Genomic DNA, 23,968 nt, shown 5'->3' with positions numbered 1-23,968 from the left:
ACCATCACAGTGGCGTCCTCAGGAAATCGAGCCGATCAGTACGAGTACCGACCTGCGTTCTCCCGCAGCCAGGGCAGCGGGTCGATGGTCGTGCCGTTCACGATGAGCTCGAAGTGCAGGTGGGCGCCGTAGGAGCGCCCGGTGTTGCCGGTCTTCCCGACGACGGTTCCGACCTTCACCGTGTCGCCTGCACTGACCTGCAGGGACCCGTACTGCATGTGCGAGTAGTGGCTGGTGATGACCTGACCGTCGATGATGTGGTCGATGTACACGGTGACGCCGTAGGCGCCGCCCTGCTCCGTGGCGATGCGGACGGTGCCGTCGGCGATCGCCTGGATGGGAGCTCCGTCACCGGGCACGAAGTCGATGCCCTCGTGGAGCCGACCGCTGCGCATGCCGTAGCCGTAGCTCATTCCGACGCCGACCATGAACGGCCACTGGATCGCCGCTTCCGCGTCGTTCGTGAAGATCTCGTTGGAGTAGTTGATGCCCTGCTCGGCGGCGACCTCGACCAGAGAGATCGTGCTGAAGTCGTCTCCGCGGGCGAGCGTCTCGCTCTGCACATCGGACGGAGCGATGAAGGCCTGGATCTCACCGTCGGCCGCCGTGCTCTTCTCGTCAGCCGACGTGGCGACGAGCGAGGTCGCGGCGACGGAGGTGCCCTGGGCTGCGGCGACGGCCTCGGCCGGCAGCGTCATCGAGACGGCGAGCAGACCGGCGAGGCTCATCACGCCGACGGTTGCGCCGAGGGTGAGGAACTTCCGCGATCCGCGAGGACGACGGGAGGCGACGTGAGAGACGTCGATGCGCCCGTCGCCGGCCGCCGAGGAGGCGGCAGCGGTCGCAGCCACGCCCACCGTGCCCACAGGGCCGGTGCTGGTGCGGAAGGCGCGGGAGGCCCGCTCGAACGCGTCGGTTCCCGTGTCGGTCGTCGCGGAGTCGAAGGAAGCGGCGTCGGCCCGGAACGGAGACGTCGGCGTCTCGACATTCTCGGACAGCACTTCGGCGGGGGTGGGGATGCGGGGAGCCGACGGCGGGGAGACCTCGTCGACCGGAGCGGCCGACGTCGCGGACAGGTCGAGCGTCATGCGTTCGCGCACTGCCCGTCGGGACAGAGGAGCGGCAGCGGGTGCGGCGACGGCGGGTGAGGCGGCGTGCTCTGCGGAGACGGATGCCGTCGTTCCCGCCGCGGCAGCCACGAAGGCTGCGGTGCGGAGTCGGCTGGTACGGCGCGTGGGCGCAGCGTCAGCCTGGGATTCTTCGAGGGGCAAAGGTTTTTCTCTCGGGTCGCGCGTCAAAATCGGGGGGAATCGGTCTGTCTCCACGTTCGGGGCGTGAAGATAACGATCGCATAAACCCTACCTCGTAGAGCCTGAGAATGCCATGTACCGATCATGCCATCGTACCGACGAGCGAGCGGAGGCGCTCATGCACGTCGGGCCCTCCCGCGATCAGCATCGGACGCGCGGAGTCGACGTCGGTCCGCGAGACCACTCCCCCGGCCTCCTGCACGAGAAGAGCGCCCGCGGCGTGGTCCCAGGGCTTGAGCCCGCGCTCGAAATATCCGTCCAGCCTTCCGGCGGCGACGTAGGCGAGGTCGAGCGCGGCCGCGCCCATCCGTCGGAGATCACGGGCCATGGGCATCACGCGACGCACGGTGGCGATGTCACCGTCATGCGTCGCCGGGTCGTAGCCGAACCCGGTGCCCAGCAAGGCGCCGGCGGGCGTCTCGGTGTTCACCGCGAGGCGGATGCCGTCGCACCATGCCCCCTCACCTCGCACGGCGGTGAACAGCTCGTCGAAAGCCGGGGCGCAGACCGCAGCGGCCACGGCCTCCCACGTCTCCGGGTCGGGCTCGCCTCTCACGACCGCGATGCTCACGTTGTAGGAGGGGATTCCATACGCGTAGTTCACCGTGCCGTCGATCGGGTCGACGACCCAGGTGAGACGCTCGGCACCCGTCGCGGCGCCTGAGCCTGGCTCTGCGCCCGACTCCTCGCCGAGGAAACCGTCGCCGGGCCGTGCCGACTTCAGCCGGCCGCGGATGAAATCCTCGACCTCGCGGTCGGCCTCGGTGACGATGTCGGCCAGAGTGGTCTTGGTCGCCGCCAGCGACACACCTTCACTGCGACGTCGACGCGCGAGCTCTCCTGCCTCCAGGGCGATCTCGGCGGCGAGCCGGCCGAGGTCGATCTCGAGCGTCACTGCGGGGGCTGCGGGGCCGTGGGAGGCGCGGGAGGAAAGGCATGGCCTCCGGGCGCGGGAGCCGCAGGAGCGGGAGGCACCGGCGGCGCGGGTGTGGTCGGCCGTGCGTCGTAAGAGGTCGGTGCGGGCGGCGGTGTCGGGGGCGACGGGGAGGCGGCGACGGGGAACGAGGCACTCGGTGTGCTCGGGAGCTGTTGCTGCTGCGGGGCGACCGACGGATATCCCGTGTAGTACGCGTTCCAGTCGGGCGTCGCGTCCGGCAACGCCGGCAGCGGAGTGCGCCCGTCGGCGTACGTCGGCCAGGACGGCGCCGCGGCGGTGACGCGGGGAGCCGCCGGCTTCTTGGGCGCGAACAGCGCGTTCAGAAGCGGGACGAGCGTGGTGCCGACAGCCGCGAGGATCGTGAGTGCCACCACGATGCGCCAGTACAGCTCGCTGTAGTCGAAGACGTAGGTGAAGGTGAGGAAGAAGATCAGCAGGGCCACGAGAGCGCCCAGGAACACGATGGTCGCGATGTAGATGATGCGCGTGAACGTGGTGCGGTGCCGCTGCGCCGCCGGGGTGAACAGACGCACGTGCAGCAGAGCGAGCTGCAGGATTCCCACCACGAGCAGCAACTGGAAGAAGCGCTCCGCTCCGCCGCCGAAGTATCCGCCCTCCTCGGGGAGCCAGATCTTGACCGCACCGACGAGGAGCGCGACGATCCAGGTGACCATGCTGGCGAGAGCCAGCCAGTCGGGACGGTTCGGCGCCAGCCCCGCCTCGAGGATCGCGATGCCGGCGAAGGCCGCGAGCAGCAGGATCGTGAGGAAGGCCCGCCCGATGAGTCCGTCCTGATCTCCGATCAACACCCAGACGACACAGACCAGCGCGGCGGCGATGAGCGCCCCGATCGCGATCCAGATGGCCCCTCTGATGAGCAGGGATGTATTGGTCTTCTCGGTTGTCGCGACCTGGGGCTGAGACATGGCGGTCCTCTCGTGGAGCGGCGTTGCCCTCATCCTCCCACGCGCGGGACCGGATGCCGGGGAGCCGGACGATCCCGTGGAGACTTCTCCGCCGACTCGCATCGGTGGAGAGAGAGTCAGACGCCCTTCTTGGCCGACGCGGCCGCGAAGGCGGAGATGCGCGCCTGCGCATCGGGGGTGCCCATCGCCGCGCCGATCGAGCGGGCCTCCTCGCTCAGCTGCTCCGCGAACGTCCGAGCGGGCTGCGAGCGCACCAGGCGCTTGGCCTGCCCGTATGCGTCGGCCGCGCCGGCGAGCCAGAATCGAGCGATCTCCTCGCCTCGCGCACGCACGAGAGCGGCCTCGCTCGCGGCGTCGTCTCCGGCGACCACCTCGGCGACCAGCCCCCAGTCCTGAGCCTCCTGAGCACTCAACAGCCGGTCCTGCAGCACCAGCTGGAGTGCCCGGCGCTGACCGACGGCGTGCGCCAGCTGGGCCGAGACGGACAGGTCGGGGGTGAGGCCGATGTTGGCGTAGAGGCTGCCGAGGCGGGAGCGGGACCCCACCACGGCGTAGTCGCTGCAGAGCAGGATGCCGAGCCCGCCGCCCGCCGTGGTGCCGTGAGCCGCGGCGACGACAGGCACGGCGGACTCGGTGAGCGAACGGATGCCGGCGTTGATCACCTCGGCGAGTGCCGTGATGTCGGAGGGACCTCCCATGGACGTCGCCATGTCGATCACATCCCCGCCGGCGCAGAAGGCCGGACCGGAGGCGTCGATCAGGATGGCCTTCACATCCGCACGCGACGTGGCCTCGGCGGTGGCATCGCGCCACGCGTGCGCGAGATCGGCGTTGAACGCGTTGAGTCGCTCCGGACGGTTCAGCGTGAGCCGAGCCATCCCCTCATCGATCGAGAACAGGATGGCATCGTTCATGGCTTCTCCTTCGAGCGCAGACGGGTGCGTCCAGCGTAACCTCCGCGCGCATCACTCCCAGACGCGAGCGATGAACCTCTCCATGCGCCGCCTGGTGCCGTCGATGCGGAAATCGATCTGGCCCGCCGTGCGCACCTCGTTCGGCCTCAGCGGATGCGCCAGCCGCACGTTCTCATGGCAGGAGAGATCGGCGCAGATGTAGGTGCCCACGGAATCGCCCCGGCGTCCGGCATCACCCGCGCGACGAGCGGAGAACAGCGTCACCTGGTTGCCCGTCTGCATCGTGTGGCAGATGTTGCACATGCCTGAACGACCGCGTCCCGGTCCGGAGGCACGCACCACGACGCCCGTCACGACACCCTCGTGCTGCACCAGGACGTAGCCCCGATCGCCGGCGTGCGGGTCGCGCCAGGCGTAGAAGTCGCGGTAGTCCCAGTCGATCAGCACGAAGTCGTGCGGCATCGCCATGATGCGCATCTCGTCGGCATCCGCGTTCACGAACGACGCCCGTACGTCGGTCTCGGTCAGCGCTCGCATCCGTCCAGTCTATGAAACTCCGGCGAGCGCGGGCCGATGCGCGGCCGGATCGCGCCCGCGTCAGGAGGCGTCGAATGTCGCCGTGGCGACCGGGCCGAACTCGCCGGTCTGCGCATCCATGTATCGGACGCGGACCGTGTGACGCCCCGGAGGAACCGCGAGGTTCTCCTGCCACACCCCGCTGGAGGGCACCGACACCGGCTCCGGCGGGACCACTCCGACGATCTCACGCTGCACCACGGAGAAGCTCTGCGCTGAGATGACCAGGGTCATGCACGATGCGAGGACGTACCCCCCGTCCGCGGGATGGCTGACGAGGGGCGGAGGCGCGGTCTCGAAGAACATCTCCCCGCTCGGCGGCGAGACCCGGTCGCCGACGACCTGCACGGCCTGGATCGCGTGTCGCCCGCTCGCGCCGTCGACCACCGGCGCCGTCCACCGCCCGAACTCATCCGCTGCGCCAGCCCCGACGATGTATCCCTGCTCGTCGATGAGCAAGATCGATGCGCCGGGGCGGGCATCGCCGCCGCTGGCCCGGGGGTAGAAGCGGGGGTCGCTCTGTGTGAGCGCTGCCGCGAGCGCAGGCGGTGCCTCGCCGTCATCCGTCGGCGTCGTGGGGAAGGTGGTGATCCAGGACGTCTCCTCGTCCGAGGTGTCGCCTTCGGAGTCCTCCACCTCCACGACGTCCTCCGGCGGTGTGATCACTTCAGGGGCAACACGCCGTGTCTCGACGGGGGCAACCGGTTCCGCCGGCGCAGGAGACACCGGGGCCGCCGGCGGGGCAGGATCCGGAAGCGGGGTCGCCTCCGCATCCGGCGTGGGGACAAGGGTCCGCACGACCGATGTGGGAGCGGGCGTCGGCAGTGCCGCCGAGGAGAACGCGGACGGCGGATACCACGGCGCCGTCTCCGCCGGTGTGACCACGGGTTGCGCGGTCACGATCACCACGGTCACGATTCCGAGAACCGCCGTGACGGCGGCGGCGATGAGGCCGGCTCCACCCAGTGCCGCGGGTGCGGCAAGCGCGGCCGGTGCGGCCGGTGCCGCCAGTGCGCCGGACGTGCCCAGTGCGCCGGATGTCCCCGACGCGACCATCGTCGCCGACGCCCCTCCGCCGGATGCCGAGGCCGCCCCCGCAGCGAGCGCCAGCGGCAGCGGAGGAGCCGTGAGCGTGGTCGTGTAGCCCGCAGCGCCGGCGACACCCGCGACGAGAGGGAGAAGGGAGAGGATCAGTGACGACGCGTGCCGGGCCTCCTCGTGTGCCGATCGACAGCTCGCGCAGACGCTCAGATGGGCCTCGACGGCCGTGGCCGATCGTCGCGACGCCCGCCGACGGGTGTAGGCGCCGAGCTCCCGAATCGTCGCCGCGCATTCGGGCGAGCTCGCCGTGGCGAGATGCGCAGAGACCCAGGCGTCGCGCAGGCCCCGCTTCGCCCGGAGGAGGAGGGCGGACACCGCGTTCGCCGGAATACCGAGGTACGTCCCGATCGTGGCGACCTTGAGCTGATCCACCTCGCTGTACCAGAGCACTTCCTGCCACCGCACCGGGAGAGAGTGGAACGCGTCGAGTGTCACGCTGCGTTCGAAATCCTCGACGGCCGCGACCTCCCCGTTCGCCGTGTCGGAGCCGTGCCAGTGGAAGTCGGTGTCGATGAGCACGACCTCGCGCACGTGGAGCGACCGGCCGATGTTCCGCACCGTCATGGTGATGTACGGGCGGAACGCGCGGGCGGGGCCTCCCCCGGAGCGGATGGCTCCGAGCACCTTCGTGAAGGCCTCGGACACGAGGTCGTCCGCGTCGAGGAGCGTGAAGGTGCGCGCGACGCCGTAGGCCGCACCGGCGTGCCGGCGCCACAGCGTCGCATACGCCCGGGTGTCACCCGCGCGCACGAGTTCGACCAGCTGCTGGTCCGCAGCATCGTCGAGGTGCTCGACCCCCGGTGATGCAGAGGTTTCATCCATACGCAGGCTCCTGAGCGAGCCTCACCCTGTCGGGTCAGAGCGAGAGCACCCGTTCGATCGGGCAACGGAAGACGAGCAGTCCGAAAACCCCAGTTGACACATTCGCTCGGCGCCGTCGCAACCGCGACAGCGTCCCCTCCGAGCGATGAGACGCACATCTGCCTGCATCATACGGGACCGGGTGAAACGAAGAAGTCCCCGAGAAACTCGGGGACTTCTTCGCGGTGGTGGTGGCGAGTGAGGGATTCGAACCCCCGAATGCTGAGCAGTCTGATTTACAGTCAGATCCCTTTGGCCGCTTGGGTAACTCGCCAGAGCGCACCCGTCCGACTTGGACAGCCAACCGGGGGCACGAAAGATAATCATACCCGTCAGAGGCAGGCGCATGAAATCGAGCCGTCAGCTGCCGTTCACGCCTCGCCCGGCGTCGGCGAGCGACTCCGGCGTGCGCAGCAATCCGCCCTCCGCGCGGCACGTCGCCGCCGCGATGTCCATCGCGCGCTCCAGCAGGGCACGCCACTCGTCCTGCGCGGTCGGAACCGCACGGACCAGTCCCGCGGCGACCGCGGCGAGGGTCGCATCACCGGCGCCCACCGTGTCGATGATCGGCCCCGGTAGCGTGGAGATGGGTGCCGTCACCACGCCGGCACCGGCATCGACCGCCGCGCCCTCGGCCCCCGCGGTGGCGAGGACCGCTGCGGCACCCAGGGCGCGCAGGCGCTCGCGCAGCGCATCGAGATCACCGTCGTACAGGATCGTGGCGTCATCGGCCCCGACCTTCACGATCACCGACCGGGCCGCGACGCGCTCGAAGCCGCGCACGAACTCGGCGCGATCGCTCAGCATCCCCGTGCGCGGATTGGGATCGACCGCCACCCTCGCGTCCGCGAGCGCCTCGACGAGCGCATCGACCTCATCGGGAACATCGAAGGGGAAGCAGCTGATCGCGACCAGCCCGGCATCCGCGATCGCCTGCACGGCTTCCGGCGAATAGCGGATGCTGCGCGACTGCGCAGCCTCGTTGAACACGTACTGCGGTTCGCCGCTCGCCGCGCGCTGCACGATGGCCCGGGACGAGCCTCGCGGCGCCGCGCTCGCGATCAACCGCACCCCGTGATCTGCGAGGTAACGGCGGATGTGCGCGCCCGGTGCGTCGTCGCCGACCATGGCGATGAGGGTGGTGTCGACGCCCAGGCGACGCAGCCCGACCGCCACGTTCAGCGCGGCACCGCCGACCAGCTCGCGCACTCCCGCCGCATCGCGGATCTCGTCGATCAGAGCGTCACCGATGACGACCACGGATCCGGACGGAGAAATCTCTGTACTCACCCGCCGAGAGTACCGCGCCCTGACCTCCCGAGGCGCACGGCGATCCGCGCCCCGCGATCTCTCCGGGAGCAGTACCGTGTGCGCATGAACGCTCGCGTCCTGGTCGTTGCCGCCCTGCTGTGCCTCACCGGCGCGCTCACCGCGTGCGGATCGATGTCCGACAGCCCGAGCGCACGGCCCTCCGCGAGCGATGCGGCGTCCGAGACGTCCTCCCCTGACGCCACTCCCGCACCGTCCACCAGCCCGACGCCCACGGCGACCCCCGTCGCGCTGCCGACCGACTGCCGCGCCATCCTGTCGGAGCCCGTGCTGGCCCAGCTGGAGGGAGTCCCCCTCAACGATGCGGCCTTCGGGCCCTCCGGCGTGGGCGCCGACGGCACCCTCACCTGCATCTGGGCAGACCCCGCCGCCGACACCACGGCGCTTCGAACCACGATCTCAGCGATGAACCGCGGCCCGGCTCTCGACATGCTCAACGCGCTGGCGGACACCGAGGGGTTCTCCTGCTTCACCCCCGACGGCGGCACGCGCTGCGAGAAGACCTGGCCGAACCCGCAGTACCCGGTGACGGACGGGCGGACCCTGTTCTGGCGCGACGACGTGCTGATCGACACGCAGTACTCGAACCTGGCGCCCGACGGCTACACCTCGAGCATCATCGCGCACCTCTTCGGGTAGCCCCCGGCATCCGTTCGGGCGGACATCTCCCTGATCGGCGGAGGTCTGCGCCGAATCCCTCCTCCCCCGCGGAGTTCTCCTCCCTACGCGGAGAGGGAGAGGGCGACGGAGACACGAAGAAGGCCCCGGGCGATCGCCCGGGGCCTTCTCTCACTCAGTCACACCTCAGTTGTAGGTACCGGGGGTGATGTCGTCCGTCGAGAACGCGTCGAAGTCGACGTAACCGAAGTCGCCGTCGGCGTACGCACCGTCGGATGCGAAGATCCGGTTCGGGTAGCGCTCGCTCTTGGCCTCTTCCGTCGCCTCGACCGTGACGTCGCGGTAGCGCGAGAGTCCCGTTCCGGCAGGGATGAGCTTTCCGATGATGACGTTCTCCTTGAGACCGACCAGCGGGTCGCGCTTGCCCTCCATGGCGGCCTGCGTGAGCACGCGGGTCGTCTCCTGGAAGGAAGCGGCCGACAGCCACGACTCGGTCGCGAGCGACGCCTTCGTGATACCCATCAGCTCCGGTCGACCGGACGCGGGGCGCTTGCCCTCTGCCACGGTCTCGCGGTTGATCGACTGGTAGCGCTTCAGGTCGACCATCTCACCCGGCAGCAGGTTCGTGTCGGCGTGATCGACGACCGTGACCTTGCGGAGCATCTGACGGACGATGACCTCGATGTGCTTGTCGTGGATCGGCACACCCTGCGAGCGGTACACGCCCTGGACGCCGCCGACGAGGTAACGCTGCACCTCGCGCGCACCCATGACACGCATGATCTCCTTGGGGTCGAGCGTGCCCACCAGGATCGGCTGACCGACCGTGACGTGCTGGCCGTCTTCCACGAGGAGCGTCGCACGCTTCAGCACCGGGTAGATCACTGCCTCGTCGCCGCTGTCGGGCGTGAGGATGACCTTCTTGCCCTTGTCGGTCTCGTCGATCGTGATCCGGCCGTCGGCCTCGGCGATCGGGGACGCACCCTTGGGGGTACGAGCCTCGAACAGCTCCTGCACGCGGGGAAGACCCTGCGTGATGTCGTCCGCCGATGCCGAACCACCCGTGTGGAAGGTACGCATCGTCAGCTGGGTACCGGGCTCACCGATCGACTGGGCCGCGATGATGCCGACGGCCTCACCGATGTCGACCGTCTTGCCGGTCGCGAGCGAGCGGCCGTAGCACTGCGCGCACACACCAACAGCGGAGTCGCAGGTCAGGACCGAGCGCACCTTGATGGTCTCGACACCCAGACCGACGAGCTTGTCGATCAGCACGTCTCCCACGTCGTCGTGCGCAGAGGCGAGGATCTCGCCCTTGCTGTCGACCACATCGGAGGCCAGCGTACGAGCGAACACCGAGTTCTCGACGTTCGCGTCGCGGACCAGCTCACCCTGCGAGTTCGGCGAGGCGATCGGGAGCTCGAGGCCCTTCGACGTGCCGCAGTCCTCTTCGCGGATGATGACGTCCTGCGAGACATCCACCAGACGACGGGTCAGGTAACCCGAGTCGGCGGTACGCAGAGCGGTGTCGGCGAGACCCTTACGGGTACCGTGCGTCGCGATGAAGTACTCCGCCACCGACAGTCCCTCGCGGTACGAGGAGATGATCGGACGCGGGATGATCTCACCCTTGGGGTTGTTCACCAGACCACGCATACCGGCGATGTTCCGGATCTGCAGCCAGTTACCACGAGCACCCGACGACACCATGCGGTTGATGGTGTTGTCCTCGGGGAAGTTGGCCTTCATGGCCGCCTGCACCTCGTCGGTCGCCTCGGTCCAGATCTTGATGAGCTCCTGGCGACGCTCGGTGTCGGTGGTCAGACCCTTCTCGTACTGGGACTGGACCTTCGCGGCCTGCTTCTCGTAGCCCGCGACGATCTCCGCCTTGTTCGGCGGGGTCAGGATGTCGCTCAGGGCGACGGTCACACCGGAGCGCGTGGCCCAGTAGAAGCCGGCGTCCTTGATGCGGTCCAGCGAGGCAGCGGTCTCGACCTTGGGGTATTCCTCGGCGAGCTTGTTGACGATCTGCGACAGCTTGTTCTTGTCCGCCTGCTCGCGGACGAACGGGTAGCCCTTCGGCAGCGTGTCGTTGAAGATCGCCTGACCCAGCGAGGCGTCGACGAGACCGTGACGCTCGTAGCCCTCGGGAGCTTCGCCCTCGAGGAACGTCAGACCGGGGATGCGGATGCGGACCTTGGCCTGCAGGTCCAGGGTTCCCTCGTCCTTCGCCAGGATCGCCTCACCCACGGAACCGAAGGCACGGCCCTCGCCGGCTGCGCCCGCCTTGACCGTGGTCAGGTGGTGCAGGCCGATGATCATGTCCTGCGAAGGCAGGGTGACCGGACGTCCGTCCGACGGCTTCAGGATGTTGTTCGAGGCGAGCATCAGCACGCGGGCCTCGGCCTGAGCCTCGACCGAGAGCGGCAGGTGCACAGCCATCTGGTCGCCGTCGAAGTCGGCGTTGAACGCCGCGCAGACGAGCGGGTGCAGCTGGATGGCCTTGCCCTCGACGAGCTGAGGCTCGAACGCCTGGATGCCGAGACGGTGCAGGGTGGGTGCACGGTTCAGCAGCACGGGGCGCTCGCGGATGATCTCCTCGAGCACGTCCCAGACCTCGGGACGCGTGCGCTCGACGGCGCGCTTGGCCGCCTTGATGTTCTGCGAGTGACCGAGGTCGATCAGGCGCTTGATCACGAACGGCTTGAAGAGCTCCAGAGCCATCTGCTTGGGCAGACCGCACTGGTGAAGCTTCAGCTGCGGGCCGACGATGATGACCGAACGGCCCGAGTAGTCGACGCGCTTGCCGAGCAGGTTCTGACGGAAACGACCCTGCTTGCCCTTGAGCATGTCGCTGAGCGACTTCAGGGCGCGGTTGCCGGTACCGGTGACCGGGCGACCACGGCGGCCGTTGTCGAACAGTGCGTCGACGGCCTCCTGCAGCATCCGCTTCTCGTTGTTGACGATGATCTCGGGGGCACCGAGGTCGATCAGACGACGAAGACGGTTGTTGCGGTTGATCACACGACGGTAGAGGTCGTTGAGGTCGGAGGTCGCGAAGCGGCCACCGTCGAGCTGCACCATCGGGCGCAGCTCCGGCGGGATCACCGGGACGACGTCCAGCACCATGGCGGCCGGGCTCATGCCGGTCTCCAGAAAGGAGCTGACGACCTTCAGGCGCTTGATCGCGCGGATCTTGCGCTGACCCTTGCCCTCGGAGATCTGCAGGCGCAGGTTCTCGGCTTCGCCCGCGAGGTCGAAGGCCGCGAGGCGACGCTGGATCGACTCGGCGCCCATGTAGGCCTCGAAGTACTGACCGAAGCGGTCCTGCAGCTCGTGGAAGACGTCGTCCTCGGGACGGAGTGCGCCGACCTCGAGCGTGCGGAAGTCCTCCCACACGCGCTCGAGCTTGGCGATCGCCTCGTCGGCACCCTTGCGGGTCAGCGACATCTCCTTCTCGGCGGCGTCCTTGACCTTCTTCTTGGCGTCGGCCTTGGCACCCTCGGCCTCGAGAGCAGCGAGCTCCTCCTCGAGACGCGCGAGGCGCTCCGCGATCTTCGCGTCGCGACGGTCGCCGAGCGTCTTCAGCTCGAGACGGATGTTGTTCTCCTGCGTGCCCAGGTCGCGGTGACGAGCTTCCTCATCGACCGAGATGACCATGTAGGCGGCGAAGTAGATGACCTTCTCGAGGTCCTTCGGCGCCATGTCGAGCAGGTAGCCCAGACGCGAGGGAACACCCTTGAAGTACCAGATGTGGGTGACGGGAGCGGCGAGCTCGATGTGACCCATGCGCTCGCGACGGACGGAGCTCTTGGTGACCTCCACGCCGCAGCGCTCGCAGACGATGCCCTTGAAGCGGACACGCTTGTACTTGCCGCAGGCACACTCCCAGTCACGGGACGGTCCGAAGATCTGCTCTCCGAAGAGACCGTCCTTCTCCGGCTTCAGTGTGCGGTAGTTGATGGTTTCAGGCTTCTTGACCTCGCCGAAGGACCAGGCGCGGATGTGATCCGCGGTTGCCAGGCCGATGCGAAGCTCATCGAAGGTGTTTGACTCGAGCACTAATTCTCCTGTGTCGGAATTCTTCTGAGGAAATCGGGGAGGGAGGGCCGCCGCGGAGACCGCGGCGGCCCGCACCTTAGATCTCGTCGATCGAGGCGGCCTCGAAGCGGCTGGAGATGTTGATTCCGAGCTCTTCCGCCGCGCGGAAGGCCTCGTCATCGGTGTCACGCAGGTTGACGAGCGTGCCGTCTGCCGAGAGGACCTCGACGTTCAGGCAGAGCGACTGCATCTCCTTCATGAGCACCTTGAAGGACTCGGGGATGCCGGGCTCCTGGATGTTCTCGCCCTTGACGATCGCCTCGTACACCTTGACGCGGCCGAGGATGTCGTCGGACTTGATCGTGAGGAGCTCCTGCAGTGCGTAAGCGGCGCCGTAGGCCTCGAGAGCCCACACCTCCATCTCACCGAAGCGCTGACCACCGAACTGTGCCTTACCACCGAGCGGCTGCTGGGTGATCATCGAGTACGGGCCGGTCGAGCGGGCGTGGATCTTGTCGTCGACCAGGTGGTGCAGCTTCAGGATGTACATGTAGCCCACCGAGATCGGCGCCGGGAACGGCTCACCCGAACGGCCGTCGAAGAGCTGCGTCTTCCCGGTCGAGTCGATGAGGCGGACACCGTCGCGCGTCGGGGTGGTCACGTCGAGGAGACCGGCGATCTCCTCCTCGCTCGCACCGTCGAACACCGGGGTGGCGACCTTCGTGCCGGGAGCGGCCTCGAAAGCCTGCTCCGGCAGACGGGAAGCCCATTCCGGCGTGCCCTCGACCTTCCAGCCCTGCTTCGCGATCCACCCGAGGTGGGTCTCGAGGACCTGGCCGAAGTTCATTCGACCCGGGATGCCGAGCGGGTTCAGCACGATGTCGACCGGGGTTCCGTCCGCGAGGAACGGCATGTCCTCGATCGGGAGGATCTTGGCGATGACACCCTTGTTGCCGTGACGGCCGGCGAGCTTGTCGCCCTCGGTGATCTTGCGCTTCTGGGCGATGTAGACCACGACGCGGCGGTTGACGCCGGAGCCGAGCTCGTCATCGCCGTCCTCGGCGTTGAACTCCTTGACCGCGATGATCGTGCCCTGCTCGCCGTGAGGCACCTTCAGGGACGTGTCGCGGACCTCGCGGCTCTTCTCGTTGAAGATCGCGCGGAGCAGGCGCTCCTCGGCCGACAGCTCGGTCTCGCCCTTCGGCGTGACCTTGCCGACGAGGATGTCGCCGGGGCGGACCTCGGCGCCGATGCGGATGATGCCGCGCTCGTCGAGGTCCTTCAGCAGCTCCGGGCTGACGTTGGGGAGGTCACGGGTGATCTCCTCCTTGCCGAGCTTCGTGTCGCGCGCGTCGACCTCGTACTCCTCGATGTGGATCGAGGAGAGGGTGTCGTCCTTCACCAGGTCCTGGCTGAGGATGATCGCGTCCTCGAAGTTGTAGCCTTCCCACGTCATGAACGCGACGAGGAGGTTCTTTCCGAGCGCGAGCTCGCCGTTCTCGGTGGCGGGACCATCGGCGATGACCTCGCCGACCTCGACCCGCTCGCCCTCGTTGACGACGACCTTCTGGTTGTACGACGTGCCCTGGTTGGAGCGGTCGAACTTGCGCAGGTGGTACTCCTGCGTTCCGCCCTCGTCGAGCATGACGACGACGCGGTCCGCGGAGACCTCGGAGACGACACCGGCCTTCTCGGCGGTGAGCACGTCACCGGCGTCGATGGCCGTGTAGCCCTCCATACCGGTTCCGACGAGCGGCGAGTCGCTGCGCAGCAGCGGCACAGCCTGACGCTGCATGTTGGCACCCATGAGGGCGCGCTGTGCGTCGTCGTGCTCGAGGAAGGGCACCAGCGAGGTCGCGACCGACACCATCTGGCGCGGGGAGACGTCGATGTAGCCGATCTCCTCCGGCAGGAACAGGTCGACCTCGCCGCTGCCGCCCTTGGGGCGGGCCAGGACGTGGCTCTCGCGGAAGCGACCCTTGGCATCGAGCGGGGCGTTGGCCTGCGCGATGTTGAAGTCGACCTCTTCGGAAGCCGTGAGGTAGTCGATGTGCTCGGTGACCACGCCACCCTCGACCTTGCGGTACGGGGTCTCGATGAAACCGAACGAGTTGATGCGCGCGAAGGTCGCGAGAGCACCGATCAGACCGATGTTCGGGCCTTCCGGGGTCTCGATCGGGCACATGCGGCCGTAGTGCGACGGGTGGACGTCACGGACCTCGACGCCGGCGCGGTCGCGGGAGAGACCACCCGGGCCGAGCGCGGAGAGACGACGCTTGTTCGTCAGACCCGCGAGCGGGTTGTTCTGGTCCATGAACTGCGACAGCTGCGACGTTCCGAAGAACTCCTTGATCGCGGCGACGACGGGGCGCACGTTGATCAGGGTCTGCGGCGTGATGGCCTCGATGTCCTGCGTGGTCATGCGCTCGCGGACGACGCGCTCCATGCGAGACAGACCGGTGCGGACCTGGTTCTGGATCAGCTCGCCGACCGCGCGGATGCGACGGTTGCCGAAGTTGTCGATGTCGTCGGTCGCGAGACGGATCTCGGCCTTCTTGCCCGAGCGGATGCCGGAGAAGGTCTCCTCGGTGCCCGCGTGCAGACGCACCAGGTACTTGATCGTCGCGACGATGTCCTCGACGGTCAGCACCGACGAGGTCAGCGGCTGGTCGAGACCGAGCTTCTGGTTGATCTTGTAACGACCCACCTTGGCGAGGTCGTAGCGCTTCGGGTTGAAGTAGAAGTTGTCCAGCAGCGCGCGGGCGGCCTCGGCGGCGACCTGCTCGCCCGGACGCAGCTTGCGGTAGATGTCGCGGAGCGCGTCTTCCTTGGTGACGATCGTGTCCTTCGCGAGCGTCTCCTCGATGGAGGTGTAGCCGGCGAACTCGGCGAGGATCTCCTCGCTGGTCATGCCCAGCGCCTTGAGGAAGACCGTGACGGACTGCTTGCGCTTGCGGTCGACGCGCACGCCGACCTGGTCGCGCTTGTCGATCTCGAACTCGAGCCAGGCACCGCGGCTCGGGATCACGCGGGCCGACACGATGTCCTTGTCGGACGTCTTGTCGGGCGTCTTGTCGAAGTAGACACCGGGAGAGCGCACCAGCTGCGAGACGACGACGCGCTCGGAGCCGTTGATGATGAACGTTCCCTTGTCGGTCTGCAGGGGGAAGTCGCCCATGAACACCGTCTGGGTCTTGATCTCGCCCGTGAGGTGGTTCATGAACTCGGCCTCGACGTACAGCGGAGCCGCGTACGTCTTGCCGCGCTCCTTGCACTCCTCGATCGAGTACTTCTCCGGCTCGAGGTAGGGGTTCGTGAACGACAGCTGCATCGTTTCGCCGAGGTCCTCGATCGGTGAGATCTCCTCGAAGATCTCGCCGAGGCCGCTGTTCTCGTTCACGTCGGTGCGGCCGGCCTTCTTCGCCTCGGCAACGCGCGCCTTCCAGGCGTCGTTGCCGACCAGCCAACCGAAGGACTCGGTCTGCAGTGCGAGAAGGTCAGGGACCGTCAGCGTGTCGGAGATCTTGGCGAACGAGAGGCGGGAAGCTCCGCGTCCGTTCTTAGTGGTGGTGGATGTGGATGCGTTGCGAGCAGCAGCCAAGGGAATAACCTCCGTGAGCCCCGCAGGGCTTCTCGATTCCTTTGTCGTCAGGTGGAGTGTGCGCTCGAGAACTCAACGAATGCCGACCACCATATGAGGGCAGGGTGAAGCGAGCGCAACTACCAACTATACGGGCGAATCCACGACATGGCAAGCTCAGTACTTGACCGATGTCGGATGCTGCGGTAAAAGCATCCGACACCGGTCACGACGAGGGCGATCAGGATGCGATGTTGAGCTCGTTCCCGGGGATCGAGGCCAGCAGCCGACGCGTGTACGGGTCGCGCGGATTCGTGAAGATCTCCTCCGAGGAGGCTGCCTCCACGAGCGCGCCGTCCTTCATGACGCAGACGTAGTCGCTGATCAACCGCACCACCGCGAGGTCGTGCGAGATGAACAGGTAGCTCAGGCCGTATTCCTGCTGCAGGTCTCCCAGCAGTGTGAGGATCTGGTCCTGCACCAGCACGTCCAGCGCCGACACCGGCTCATCGCACACGATCAGGTCGGGCGACAGGGCGAGCGCCCGGGCGATCGCGACGCGCTGACGCTGACCGCCGGAGAGCTCCGACGGGTAGCGACGCAGCATCGACTGCGGCAGGGCGACGTCGTCGAGCAGCTGACGCACGCGCTTCCGCCGCTCGGCCGCGCTCCCCCGCTTGTAGAAGTCGAGCGGCTCCGCGATCAGGCGCTCGATCGTGAACATCGGGTTCAGGCTCGAATACGGATCCTGGAAGATCGGCTGCACCCGCTGCCGGAAATCGCGGGTCTCCGCCTTGGTCAACGAGGCCACGTCCTTGCCCTCGAAGCGGATCAGCCCGCTGGTGGGCTCGACCACCTTCAGCAGCATGCGCGCCGTGGTCGTCTTGCCCGACCCCGACTCCCCCACGATCGCGACCGTCTCGCCGCGAGGGATCGCGAGCGACACGTCGTCGACCGCGACGAAGTCCTCCTTCTGGCCGCGGACCGGGAACACCTTCGTGAGGTGCTCGAACTCCACGATGTTGTCGACCGGCTTCTCCGCGACCGGTGCGGCGTCGGCGGCATCCGCCTCCGCCCGCTCGGTCACCCGGAACGCGGCCGGCTGCAGTCGGGCGACGGCCACCGACGGGGCCGCCTGGACGAGCGACTGCGTGTACGGATGCTGGGGATCCTCCAGGATCTGGCGGGCCGAACCCTGCTCCACGACCTTGCCCCGGTGCATCACGATCACCCGTTCCGCGCGCTCCGCCGCCAGCCCGAGATCGTGCGTGATCAGCAGCACTGCGGTGCCCAGCTCGCGCGTCATCGCCCCGATCTGATCGAGGATGGTCTGCTGCACCGTGACGTCGAGCGCACTGGTGGGCTCGTCGGCGATCAGCAGACGCGGCTTGCACGCGAGTCCGATCGCGATCAGCGCCCGCTGCCGCATGCCGCCGGAGAACTCGTGCGGGTACTGCTTGGCCCGCCGAGCCGGATCGGGCAGCCCGGCCGCCGTGAGCGCCTCGACCACCTTCTCCTGCACGTTCTGCCGCGTGGCGAGGCCGTGCGCGAGCAGCGTCTCGGCGACCTGGGTCCCGATCTTCGCGACCGGGTTGAGGTTCGACATCGGGTCCTGCGGCACGAGCCCGATGTCACGCCCGCGGATGCCGCGCAGCTCGTGCTCTGAGGCGCGAGTGATCTCGCGTCCGTCGAGGCGGATGCTCCCCGAGGCGATGCGTCCGCCTCCGGCGAGCAGGCCGATGATGGCCATCGCGGTGGTCGACTTGCCGGAACCCGACTCCCCGACGATCGCGACGGTCTGGCCCGCCGCGATCTCGAGATCCACGCCTTCGACCGCGTGCACGACGCCGTCCATCGTGGCGAAGTCGACGGCCAGGCCCTGCACCGACAGCAGCGGGGAGTCGGACATCTGATTCTCCTTCGTGGCGTTCATCGTGCCCTCGTCCTGGGGTCCATGGCTTCGCGCAGCGCCTCACCGAACAGCGTGAAGCCGAGTGCGGTGATGGCGATGCAGACGCCGGGGAGGAACGCGAGCCAGGGCGCGATCGCCAGCTCCGCCTGCGCGTAGGTGAGCATGCGCCCCCACTCCGCCGTCTCGGGCCGGCCGCCGCCGAGTCCGAGGAACGACAGCGCGGCGGCATCGATCACGGCGGTGGCGAGCGTCAGGGTGCCCTGCACGATCACCGGACCGATCGCGTTGGGGAGCACGTGCGACATCGTGATCTGCCCTCGGCCCAGACCCAGGGTCTGCGCCGACAGCACGTAGTCGCTCGAGCGCTGCTGCAGCATGGAGGCGCGCAGCAGTCGGGCGAAGATCGGCACCTGCGAGGCGCCGATCGCGATCATCACCGCGAACGGCGTCTGACCCAGGATCGCCGCGATCGACACCGCGAGCAGCAGGTTCGGGACCGACAGGATGATGTCGACGATGCGCATGATGAGCGTGTCGACCCAGCCGCCGAACGTGCCGGCGAGCAGCCCGAGGATCATTCCGCCGACGAGGCCGAGGGCGGTCGAGATGACACCGACGAGCAGCGACGCCTGCGCACCCCAGATGAGCTTGGACAGCACATCACCGCCGAACCGGTCGAGGCCGAGCGGGAACTGCGCGAGTTCGCCCGGACCGGGGATGTAGGTCGGGGTGATGAACTTCGCCCCGGGCAGAGCGGTCTCGGGATACGGGGCGAGGATCGGCGCGAGCACCGCGACGAGCAGGAACAGCAGCACGATGGCGGCGCCGATCCAGGCGGTCGGGTTGCGGCGGAGACGGCGGAAGACGTCGCGCCAGAATCCGCCGGGCCCCTCCTTGAGGGTGGACTGGGCGATGGCGACGGTGTCGATGATGCCGCCGCCCTGGGCGGGAGGAAGTGCGACGCTCATGACGCGGCCTCCGTTCGCATGTCGATGAGACGCATCACTGCACCCTCACTCTCGGGTCGATGAAGCTGTAGGACACATCGACCGCGAGGTTGATGAGCGCGTAGGCGATCGCGATGAAGATGATGAAGCCCTGCAGCACCGGGAAGTCGCGTGTGAAGATCGCCCGGGCGAGGAACGATCCGATACCGGGGAAGGCGAACACGGTCTCCGTGAGCACCGCCCCGGAGATCAGCAGACCGGTCTGCAGACCGATCGTCGTGATCACGGGCAGCATGGCGTTGCGCAGGATGAAGCGGCTGCGCAGCGTCGACGCACCGACACCCTTGGCGCGTCCGGTGCGCACGTAGTCGGCGTTCTGCACCTCCAGGACGCTGGCCCTGGTGATGCGGACGATGATCGCGAGCGGGATGGTGCCGAGCGCGAGCGCCGGCAGCACGAGATGCAGGATCGCGTCCCACGAGGCGTCGAATTCGCCGGTGATGATGCCGTCCCACACGTAGAAGCCCGTGGGATGGGTCGCGTCGATCCGCGGATTCTGCCGACCGTCGGACGGCAGCCAGCCCAGCTGCACCGCGAAGATGTATTTCAGGATGAACGCGAGGAAGAACACCGGGATGGTGATGCCGACGAGGCTCAGCACCACGGAGGCGTGATCGGTGAACTTGCCGTGGCGCCGTGCCGCCCAGTAGCCGAGGGGGACGCCGACGCCGACCGCGAAGATCAGCGCGAGGACGCTCAGCTCGAGAGTCGCCGGGAAGCGGCGGAAGAACTCCTCCACCACCGGACGGTTGGTCTGGATCGAGGTTCCGAAGTCTCCCTGCAGGAGACGTCCGACCCAGATGAAGTACTGCTCCAGGAGCGGCTTGTTGAAGCCGTAGAGCTCGTTGACTCGGGCGATGGCCTCGGGGGTCGCCTTCTCGCCGAGAAGTGCGACGGCCGGACCGCCGGGAAGGGCCCTGACCCAGGCGAACAGCAGGATGCTGAGGCCGATCAGGGTGGGGATGAGGAACAGCAGTCGCCTGCCGATGGTGCGCAGCAAAAGATCTCCGTCGATCGCGGGCGGCACCCTTCGTCTCGCTTCGCTCGCTCAGGGACCGGGAACCGGACCTGCGCTCAGACCGGAGACCGGACCTCCCCGCTCGGGGACCGGAAGGCCGGTCCCCGAGCGAGGAGCGAAGCGACGAGACGAGGGGTGTCGCGTCGGTCAGGGCTACTTGGTGAGGACGATGTCCGTGAAGACCTCGTCGTTGACCGGGCTGGCCGGGTAGCTCTCCACGCGCGAGTCGAACGCGAGAGTCGGAGCCGGGTGCGCGAGCGGGACACCGGGGATGAACTGCGCCACATCCTCGTTGATCTCCTCGTACAGCGCGGTCTGCTCCTCGAGGTTCGAGACGCCGCGCGCCTCGTTCAGCTTCTGGAACAGTTCCGGGTTGTCGAAGCCCCACTCGGAGCTCTGCTGACCGAAGAACACGCCGACGAAGTTGTCGGTGTCGTTGTAGTCACCGGTCCAGCCGAGCAGGTGGATGCCGTGATCCGCGGTGCCGGTGGTGCGGTCGAGGTACTCGACCCATTCCTCCGAGACCGGGGTGGTCTCCACGCCGACCTCCGCCAGCTGCGTCGACAGCACCGTGAAGATCTGCTCGGGGTCCGGCATGTACGGACGCGAGACGTTGACCGGGTAGTTGAAGTCCAGCTTCAGCGGGTTCGCCTCGGTGTAGCCGGCCTCGGCGAGGAGCGACTTGGCCTTCTCCTGGTCGAACTCGTACGTCGTGACGTCCGCGTTGTAGCCGTTGACGACCTCGGGAACGAACTCGATCGCCTTCTCCGTTCCCTCCGGCAGCACCTGCGTGATCAGGGCGTCCTTGTCGATCGCGTAGGACAGTGCCTCGCGCACCTTCGGGTCCTGCAGCTCCGGGATCGCCTGGTTGAAGGCGAGGTAGAGGATCGTGAACGGAGGCCGGGAGACCATCGTGAACCCGTCGTCCTCGAGAGCCTTGGTGTCGGCGGGGCCGACGAGGTCGTAGCCGTCGATCGAGCCGGACTCGAGCGCCTGGCGGCGCGCGGTCGGGTCGTCGATCGTGCGGAAGATGATCTCATCGATCTGGCCGGCGTCGCCCCAGTAGTCCTCGTAGGCCGTGAGCGTGACCTGCTCGCCCGGTGCCCACTCGTCGAACATGTACGGCCCGGTGCCGACCGGGTGACCCATCGCGTACTCCGAGAGCACCGGGGCCTCCGCGGAGCCGCTGACGTCGTCCGCGCCGAACTCCTGCAGCGCCGACGGGCTCTGCATCGAGAAGGACGGCAGCGACAGGGAGGCCACGAAGCCGGCGAACGGCTTGTTCAGCTCGATGGTGACCGAGGCCTCACCGTCCGGCGTGCAGGACTTGTACACGGCGTCGGCCGGGTTCGAGGCGTAGCCCTTGAAGAGCTTGTTGTAGTAGTAGCCGAAGGCCTCGGACGCGGCCAGACCGGTCCAGTTGAACCAGCGGTCGAAGTTGACGCAGACGGCTTCGGCGTTGAACGGCGTGCCGTCGTGGAAGGTCACTCCCTCCTTCAGCGCGAACGTGTGGGACATGCCGTCCTCCGACGACTCCCAGCTCTCGGCGAGGAGCGGTGCGGGGTCGGCGGTGCCGGGTTCGGTGCCGACGAGGCCCTCGAACATCTGGCGGGAGACGCGGAACGACTCGCCGTCCTGCGCGAACGCGGGGTCGAGGCTGGCCGGGTCGGAGGAGGCCGCGAAGACGAACGTGCCGTCCACGTCACCGGACGCCTCTCCCGAGTCGTTGTCTCGATCACTGGCGACGCATCCCGCCAGGACGAGCGCTGCGAGTGTCGCTCCGGTTATGGCGATGAGACCTCGCCGACGCGTGACTGACTGGTGCATTGTGTGACCTTCCCTGTCGGGCGCTTCTTTGCGCGTGCCCGAAGCCGTTGCGCCTCGGGTCACGGTGATGCCTCGACGCTACCCAGCGGATCCACAGATACCAAACACATCCATGTTTCGATCCGGTATCGACGTCGAACGCCTCGAGGACGTCCGGTAATGTCCGAAGAGTGCCGGACTCCGCCCCGATCGCCGTCTGTGTCGGCGAGGGCCTCATCTCCCTGGTGGCCGCCTCCGCGGGCCCGCTCGAGGACTGCCGGAGCTTCCACCGCTCTCTCGCCGGCGCCGAGTGGAACACCGCCATCGCGCTCGCCTCCGCCGGCATCCGCACGGCCGTCGTCTCCCGCATCGGCGACGACGGCTTCGGCCGGTTCCTGCTCGCCGAGCTGCGCCGGCACGCGGTCGACACCTCCGCCGTGGAGGTCGATCCGGATGCCCCCACGGGCCTGTACGTGAAGGAACTCGTCCCGCGCGCCGACGGAGCGGTCGACGGCCGGATGCACTACTACCGTGCGGGATCCGCCGCTTCTGCGATGTCCCCCGAGTCTCTCGCCGCCCCGGCGGCGGCCGCCCTGCTGGACTCCGCGGCGCTCGTGCACACCTCGGGCATCACTCCCGCCCTGTCACCCTCCGCCCGCGCCGCACAGGACAGGCTCTTCGACGCTCGACCCGCGGGCCGTCTGCTCAGCTTCGACCTCAGCTGGCGTCCCGCGCTGTGGCGCGGTCGCGAGCCCGAGGGGAAGGCGGTGCTGACGGCGCTCGCCGGCCGCGCGGACATCGTCTTCTGCACGCGCCCCGACGCCGAGGCCGTGCTCGGGACCTCCGACCCGGCAGCGCTCCGCGCCCTCCTCCCCGACCCCCGCCGCCTCGTGATCACCGACGTGCAGGGGGCGGTGGCCTTCGACGGCTCAGAGCGCGCCACGAGCGAGGCCCCCGCCGCGCCCCTCGTGGAGTCCATCGGGGCGGCCGATGCCTTCGCCGCCGGGTTCCTCGCCGGCATCCTCACCGGACTCTCCCTGACAGGAAGCCTCGCGCGCGCCCAGCGCATCGCCCTCCGAGCGCTCACGAGCACCCGGGATCACATCGGCTGAACCCCGCGGCCCCGGGGGCTTCTCCGGGTCAGCCCTCGATGCGCGGCTGGGAGCGCGAGCGCACCACCGCCGCGTCGTGCGTGCGCTGCAGCGGCACCACGACGGGCTCGCCCCGATGCTGCACCACGCGGACGAACAGCACGTCGACCAGGGCGAGCTGCGCGATACGACTCGACATCGCCCCCATCCGGAACGGCGACTCATGCGCGTACGTGAGCAGCACGACATCCGCCGCCAGCGCGAGCGCCGACTCCGCCACACTCGTGACCGCGACCGAGAGCGCACCGGCATCGCGGGCCACCTCGAGGGCGCGCACGGTCTCGAGCGTCTCACCGCTGTGAGAGAAGGCGATCGCGACGTCGTCTCCGCTGCGCAGCGCGGCGGTGGTCAGCGCGAGATGCGGATCGGCGAAATGCGCCACCGAGCAGCCGATGCGCGCGAGCTTGAGGAGCAGGTCCTGCGCCGTCAGCGCCGATGCCGCCTGCCCGAAGAGGTCGATGTGCCCGGCTTTCACCACGGCCCGGGCGACCCGGTCGAGCGCCGCGGCATCCAGCCCGAGGGCCGTCCGCTCGATCGCGTCGATCTCCTGCGCCGCGAGCTTGGCCGCGATCGCCATCGGCTCGTCGTCGGGATCGATCGCCGTGGTGTCGAGACCGAACCGCGCCTGCTGCGCCTGCTCGAGCGTGACGGTTCGCGCGACGGCGACCCGCAGCTCGCGATACCCGCTGTAGCCGAGCGACTGCGCGAAACGCGCCACGGTCGACAACGAGGTGTGGCACAGCTTCGCCAGATCGTTGATCGCCAGATCGATCACCAGGGTGGGGTCGGCGAGGATGGTCTCCGCGACGCGCGCCTCGGCGGCGCTCAGCCGAGAGACCGAGCGTCGCACCAGTGCGAGTACGTCTGCATCCACTGCCGGC

16 protein-coding genes and 1 tRNA gene are annotated in these 23,968 nt (G+C 68.2%); 2 read left to right on the top strand and 15 right to left on the bottom strand.

Going from position 1 to position 23,968, the window contains the following annotated elements:
- Window positions 1-35: 35 nt before the first annotated feature.
- The 8 genes from ACWA14_RS03460 to ACWA14_RS03425 form a co-directional block, all read right to left on the bottom strand.
- Complete coding sequence (locus ACWA14_RS03460; protein WP_463796082.1) at window positions 36-1,271, bottom strand: M23 family metallopeptidase; 1,236 nt, start codon at window positions 1,269-1,271, stop codon at window positions 36-38.
- Window positions 1,272-1,392: 121 nt separating this feature from the next.
- Window positions 1,393-2,205: an inositol monophosphatase family protein gene (locus ACWA14_RS03455; protein WP_463796081.1), complete on the bottom strand. Its 813-nt coding sequence runs from the start codon at window positions 2,203-2,205 to the stop codon at window positions 1,393-1,395.
- Complete coding sequence (locus ACWA14_RS03450; protein WP_463796080.1) at window positions 2,202-3,173, bottom strand: hypothetical protein; 972 nt, start codon at window positions 3,171-3,173, stop codon at window positions 2,202-2,204. The genes ACWA14_RS03455 and ACWA14_RS03450 overlap by 4 nt, the downstream gene beginning before the upstream one ends.
- 116 nt (window positions 3,174-3,289) lie before the next feature.
- Complete coding sequence (locus ACWA14_RS03445; RefSeq protein WP_463796079.1) at window positions 3,290-4,087, bottom strand: enoyl-CoA hydratase/isomerase family protein; 798 nt, start codon at window positions 4,085-4,087, stop codon at window positions 3,290-3,292.
- Window positions 4,088-4,138: 51 nt separating this feature from the next.
- A complete protein-coding gene (locus ACWA14_RS03440) occupies window positions 4,139-4,624 on the bottom strand; it encodes an FBP domain-containing protein (RefSeq protein ID WP_463796078.1) in 486 nt (161 codons plus the stop codon).
- 60 nt (window positions 4,625-4,684) lie between these two features.
- Window positions 4,685-6,586: an RNA polymerase sigma factor gene (locus ACWA14_RS03435; protein WP_463796077.1), complete on the bottom strand. Its 1,902-nt coding sequence runs from the start codon at window positions 6,584-6,586 to the stop codon at window positions 4,685-4,687.
- 228 nt (window positions 6,587-6,814) lie between these two features.
- Window positions 6,815-6,899 (bottom strand) — tRNA-Tyr (locus ACWA14_RS03430).
- A gap of 86 nt (window positions 6,900-6,985) precedes the next feature.
- The gene (locus ACWA14_RS03425; RefSeq protein ID WP_463796076.1) at window positions 6,986-7,915 is read right to left on the bottom strand and encodes a PfkB family carbohydrate kinase; all 930 of its coding nucleotides are present in this window, start codon (window positions 7,913-7,915) and stop codon (window positions 6,986-6,988) included.
- A gap of 84 nt (window positions 7,916-7,999) precedes the next feature.
- On the opposite strand from ACWA14_RS03425, the gene ACWA14_RS03420 reads away from it, so the two are divergent.
- Complete coding sequence (locus ACWA14_RS03420; RefSeq protein WP_463796075.1) at window positions 8,000-8,593, top strand: hypothetical protein; 594 nt, start codon at window positions 8,000-8,002, stop codon at window positions 8,591-8,593.
- Between the two features lie 165 nt (window positions 8,594-8,758).
- On the opposite strand, the gene rpoC is transcribed toward ACWA14_RS03420, so the two are convergent.
- The 6 genes from rpoC to ACWA14_RS03390 form a co-directional block, all read right to left on the bottom strand.
- Window positions 8,759-12,634, bottom strand: coding sequence for a DNA-directed RNA polymerase subunit beta' (gene rpoC / locus ACWA14_RS03415; RefSeq protein ID WP_463796074.1), 3,876 nt, complete (start codon window positions 12,632-12,634; stop codon window positions 8,759-8,761).
- Window positions 12,635-12,710: 76 nt separating this feature from the next.
- Entirely contained in the window at window positions 12,711-16,214 is a 3,504-nt protein-coding gene (rpoB, locus tag ACWA14_RS03410; RefSeq protein ID WP_463796073.1) for a DNA-directed RNA polymerase subunit beta, read from the bottom strand.
- A 220-nt stretch (window positions 16,215-16,434) separates the two neighbouring features.
- Window positions 16,435-18,102, bottom strand: a complete 1,668-nt coding sequence (locus ACWA14_RS03405; RefSeq protein ID WP_463796072.1) for an ABC transporter ATP-binding protein — start codon at window positions 18,100-18,102, stop codon at window positions 16,435-16,437.
- Window positions 18,103-18,122: 20 nt separating this feature from the next.
- Window positions 18,123-19,073 carry an ABC transporter permease gene (locus ACWA14_RS03400; protein ID WP_463796071.1) on the bottom strand — a complete coding sequence of 317 codons (951 nt, stop codon included), beginning with the start codon at window positions 19,071-19,073 and terminating at the stop codon, window positions 18,123-18,125.
- Between the two features lie 34 nt (window positions 19,074-19,107).
- Window positions 19,108-20,112: an ABC transporter permease gene (locus tag ACWA14_RS03395; protein WP_463797487.1), complete on the bottom strand. Its 1,005-nt coding sequence runs from the start codon at window positions 20,110-20,112 to the stop codon at window positions 19,108-19,110.
- A 171-nt stretch (window positions 20,113-20,283) separates the two neighbouring features.
- Window positions 20,284-21,957: an ABC transporter substrate-binding protein gene (locus ACWA14_RS03390; RefSeq protein WP_463796070.1), complete on the bottom strand. Its 1,674-nt coding sequence runs from the start codon at window positions 21,955-21,957 to the stop codon at window positions 20,284-20,286.
- A gap of 170 nt (window positions 21,958-22,127) precedes the next feature.
- Here ACWA14_RS03390 and ACWA14_RS03385 point away from each other — a divergent pair, with 170 nt between their 5' ends.
- Window positions 22,128-23,048, top strand: coding sequence for a sugar kinase (locus ACWA14_RS03385; protein ID WP_463796069.1), 921 nt, complete (start codon window positions 22,128-22,130; stop codon window positions 23,046-23,048).
- Window positions 23,049-23,076: 28 nt separating this feature from the next.
- Here ACWA14_RS03385 and ACWA14_RS03380 read toward each other — a convergent pair whose 3' ends face one another.
- Entirely contained in the window at window positions 23,077-23,961 is an 885-nt protein-coding gene (locus ACWA14_RS03380; RefSeq protein ID WP_463796068.1) for a MurR/RpiR family transcriptional regulator, read from the bottom strand.
- Window positions 23,962-23,968: the final 7 nt, after the last annotated feature.

This window comes from Microbacterium sp. TW_SC_2 (assembly GCF_055361165.1).
This window is presented reverse-complemented; position numbering and strand designations above follow the sequence as displayed.

What these genes read in the sequence shown, in the direction of transcription:
- ACWA14_RS03445 (WP_463796079.1), bottom strand. Translation starts at nt 4,087, where the DNA reads ATGAACGATGCCATCCTGTTCTCGATCGATGAGGGGATGGCTCGGCTC.
- ACWA14_RS03420 (WP_463796075.1), top strand. Translation starts at nt 8,000, where the DNA reads ATGAACGCTCGCGTCCTGGTCGTTGCCGCCCTGCTGTGCCTCACCGGC.
- ACWA14_RS03405 (WP_463796072.1), bottom strand. Translation starts at nt 18,102, where the DNA reads ATGTCCGACTCCCCGCTGCTGTCGGTGCAGGGCCTGGCCGTCGACTTC.
- ACWA14_RS03440 (WP_463796078.1), bottom strand. Translation starts at nt 4,624, where the DNA reads ATGCGAGCGCTGACCGAGACCGACGTACGGGCGTCGTTCGTGAACGCG.
- ACWA14_RS03390 (WP_463796070.1), bottom strand. Translation starts at nt 21,957, where the DNA reads ATGCACCAGTCAGTCACGCGTCGGCGAGGTCTCATCGCCATAACCGGA.
- ACWA14_RS03435 (WP_463796077.1), bottom strand. Translation starts at nt 6,586, where the DNA reads ATGGATGAAACCTCTGCATCACCGGGGGTCGAGCACCTCGACGATGCT.
- ACWA14_RS03450 (WP_463796080.1), bottom strand. Translation starts at nt 3,173, where the DNA reads ATGTCTCAGCCCCAGGTCGCGACAACCGAGAAGACCAATACATCCCTG.
- ACWA14_RS03400 (WP_463796071.1), bottom strand. Translation starts at nt 19,073, where the DNA reads ATGAGCGTCGCACTTCCTCCCGCCCAGGGCGGCGGCATCATCGACACC.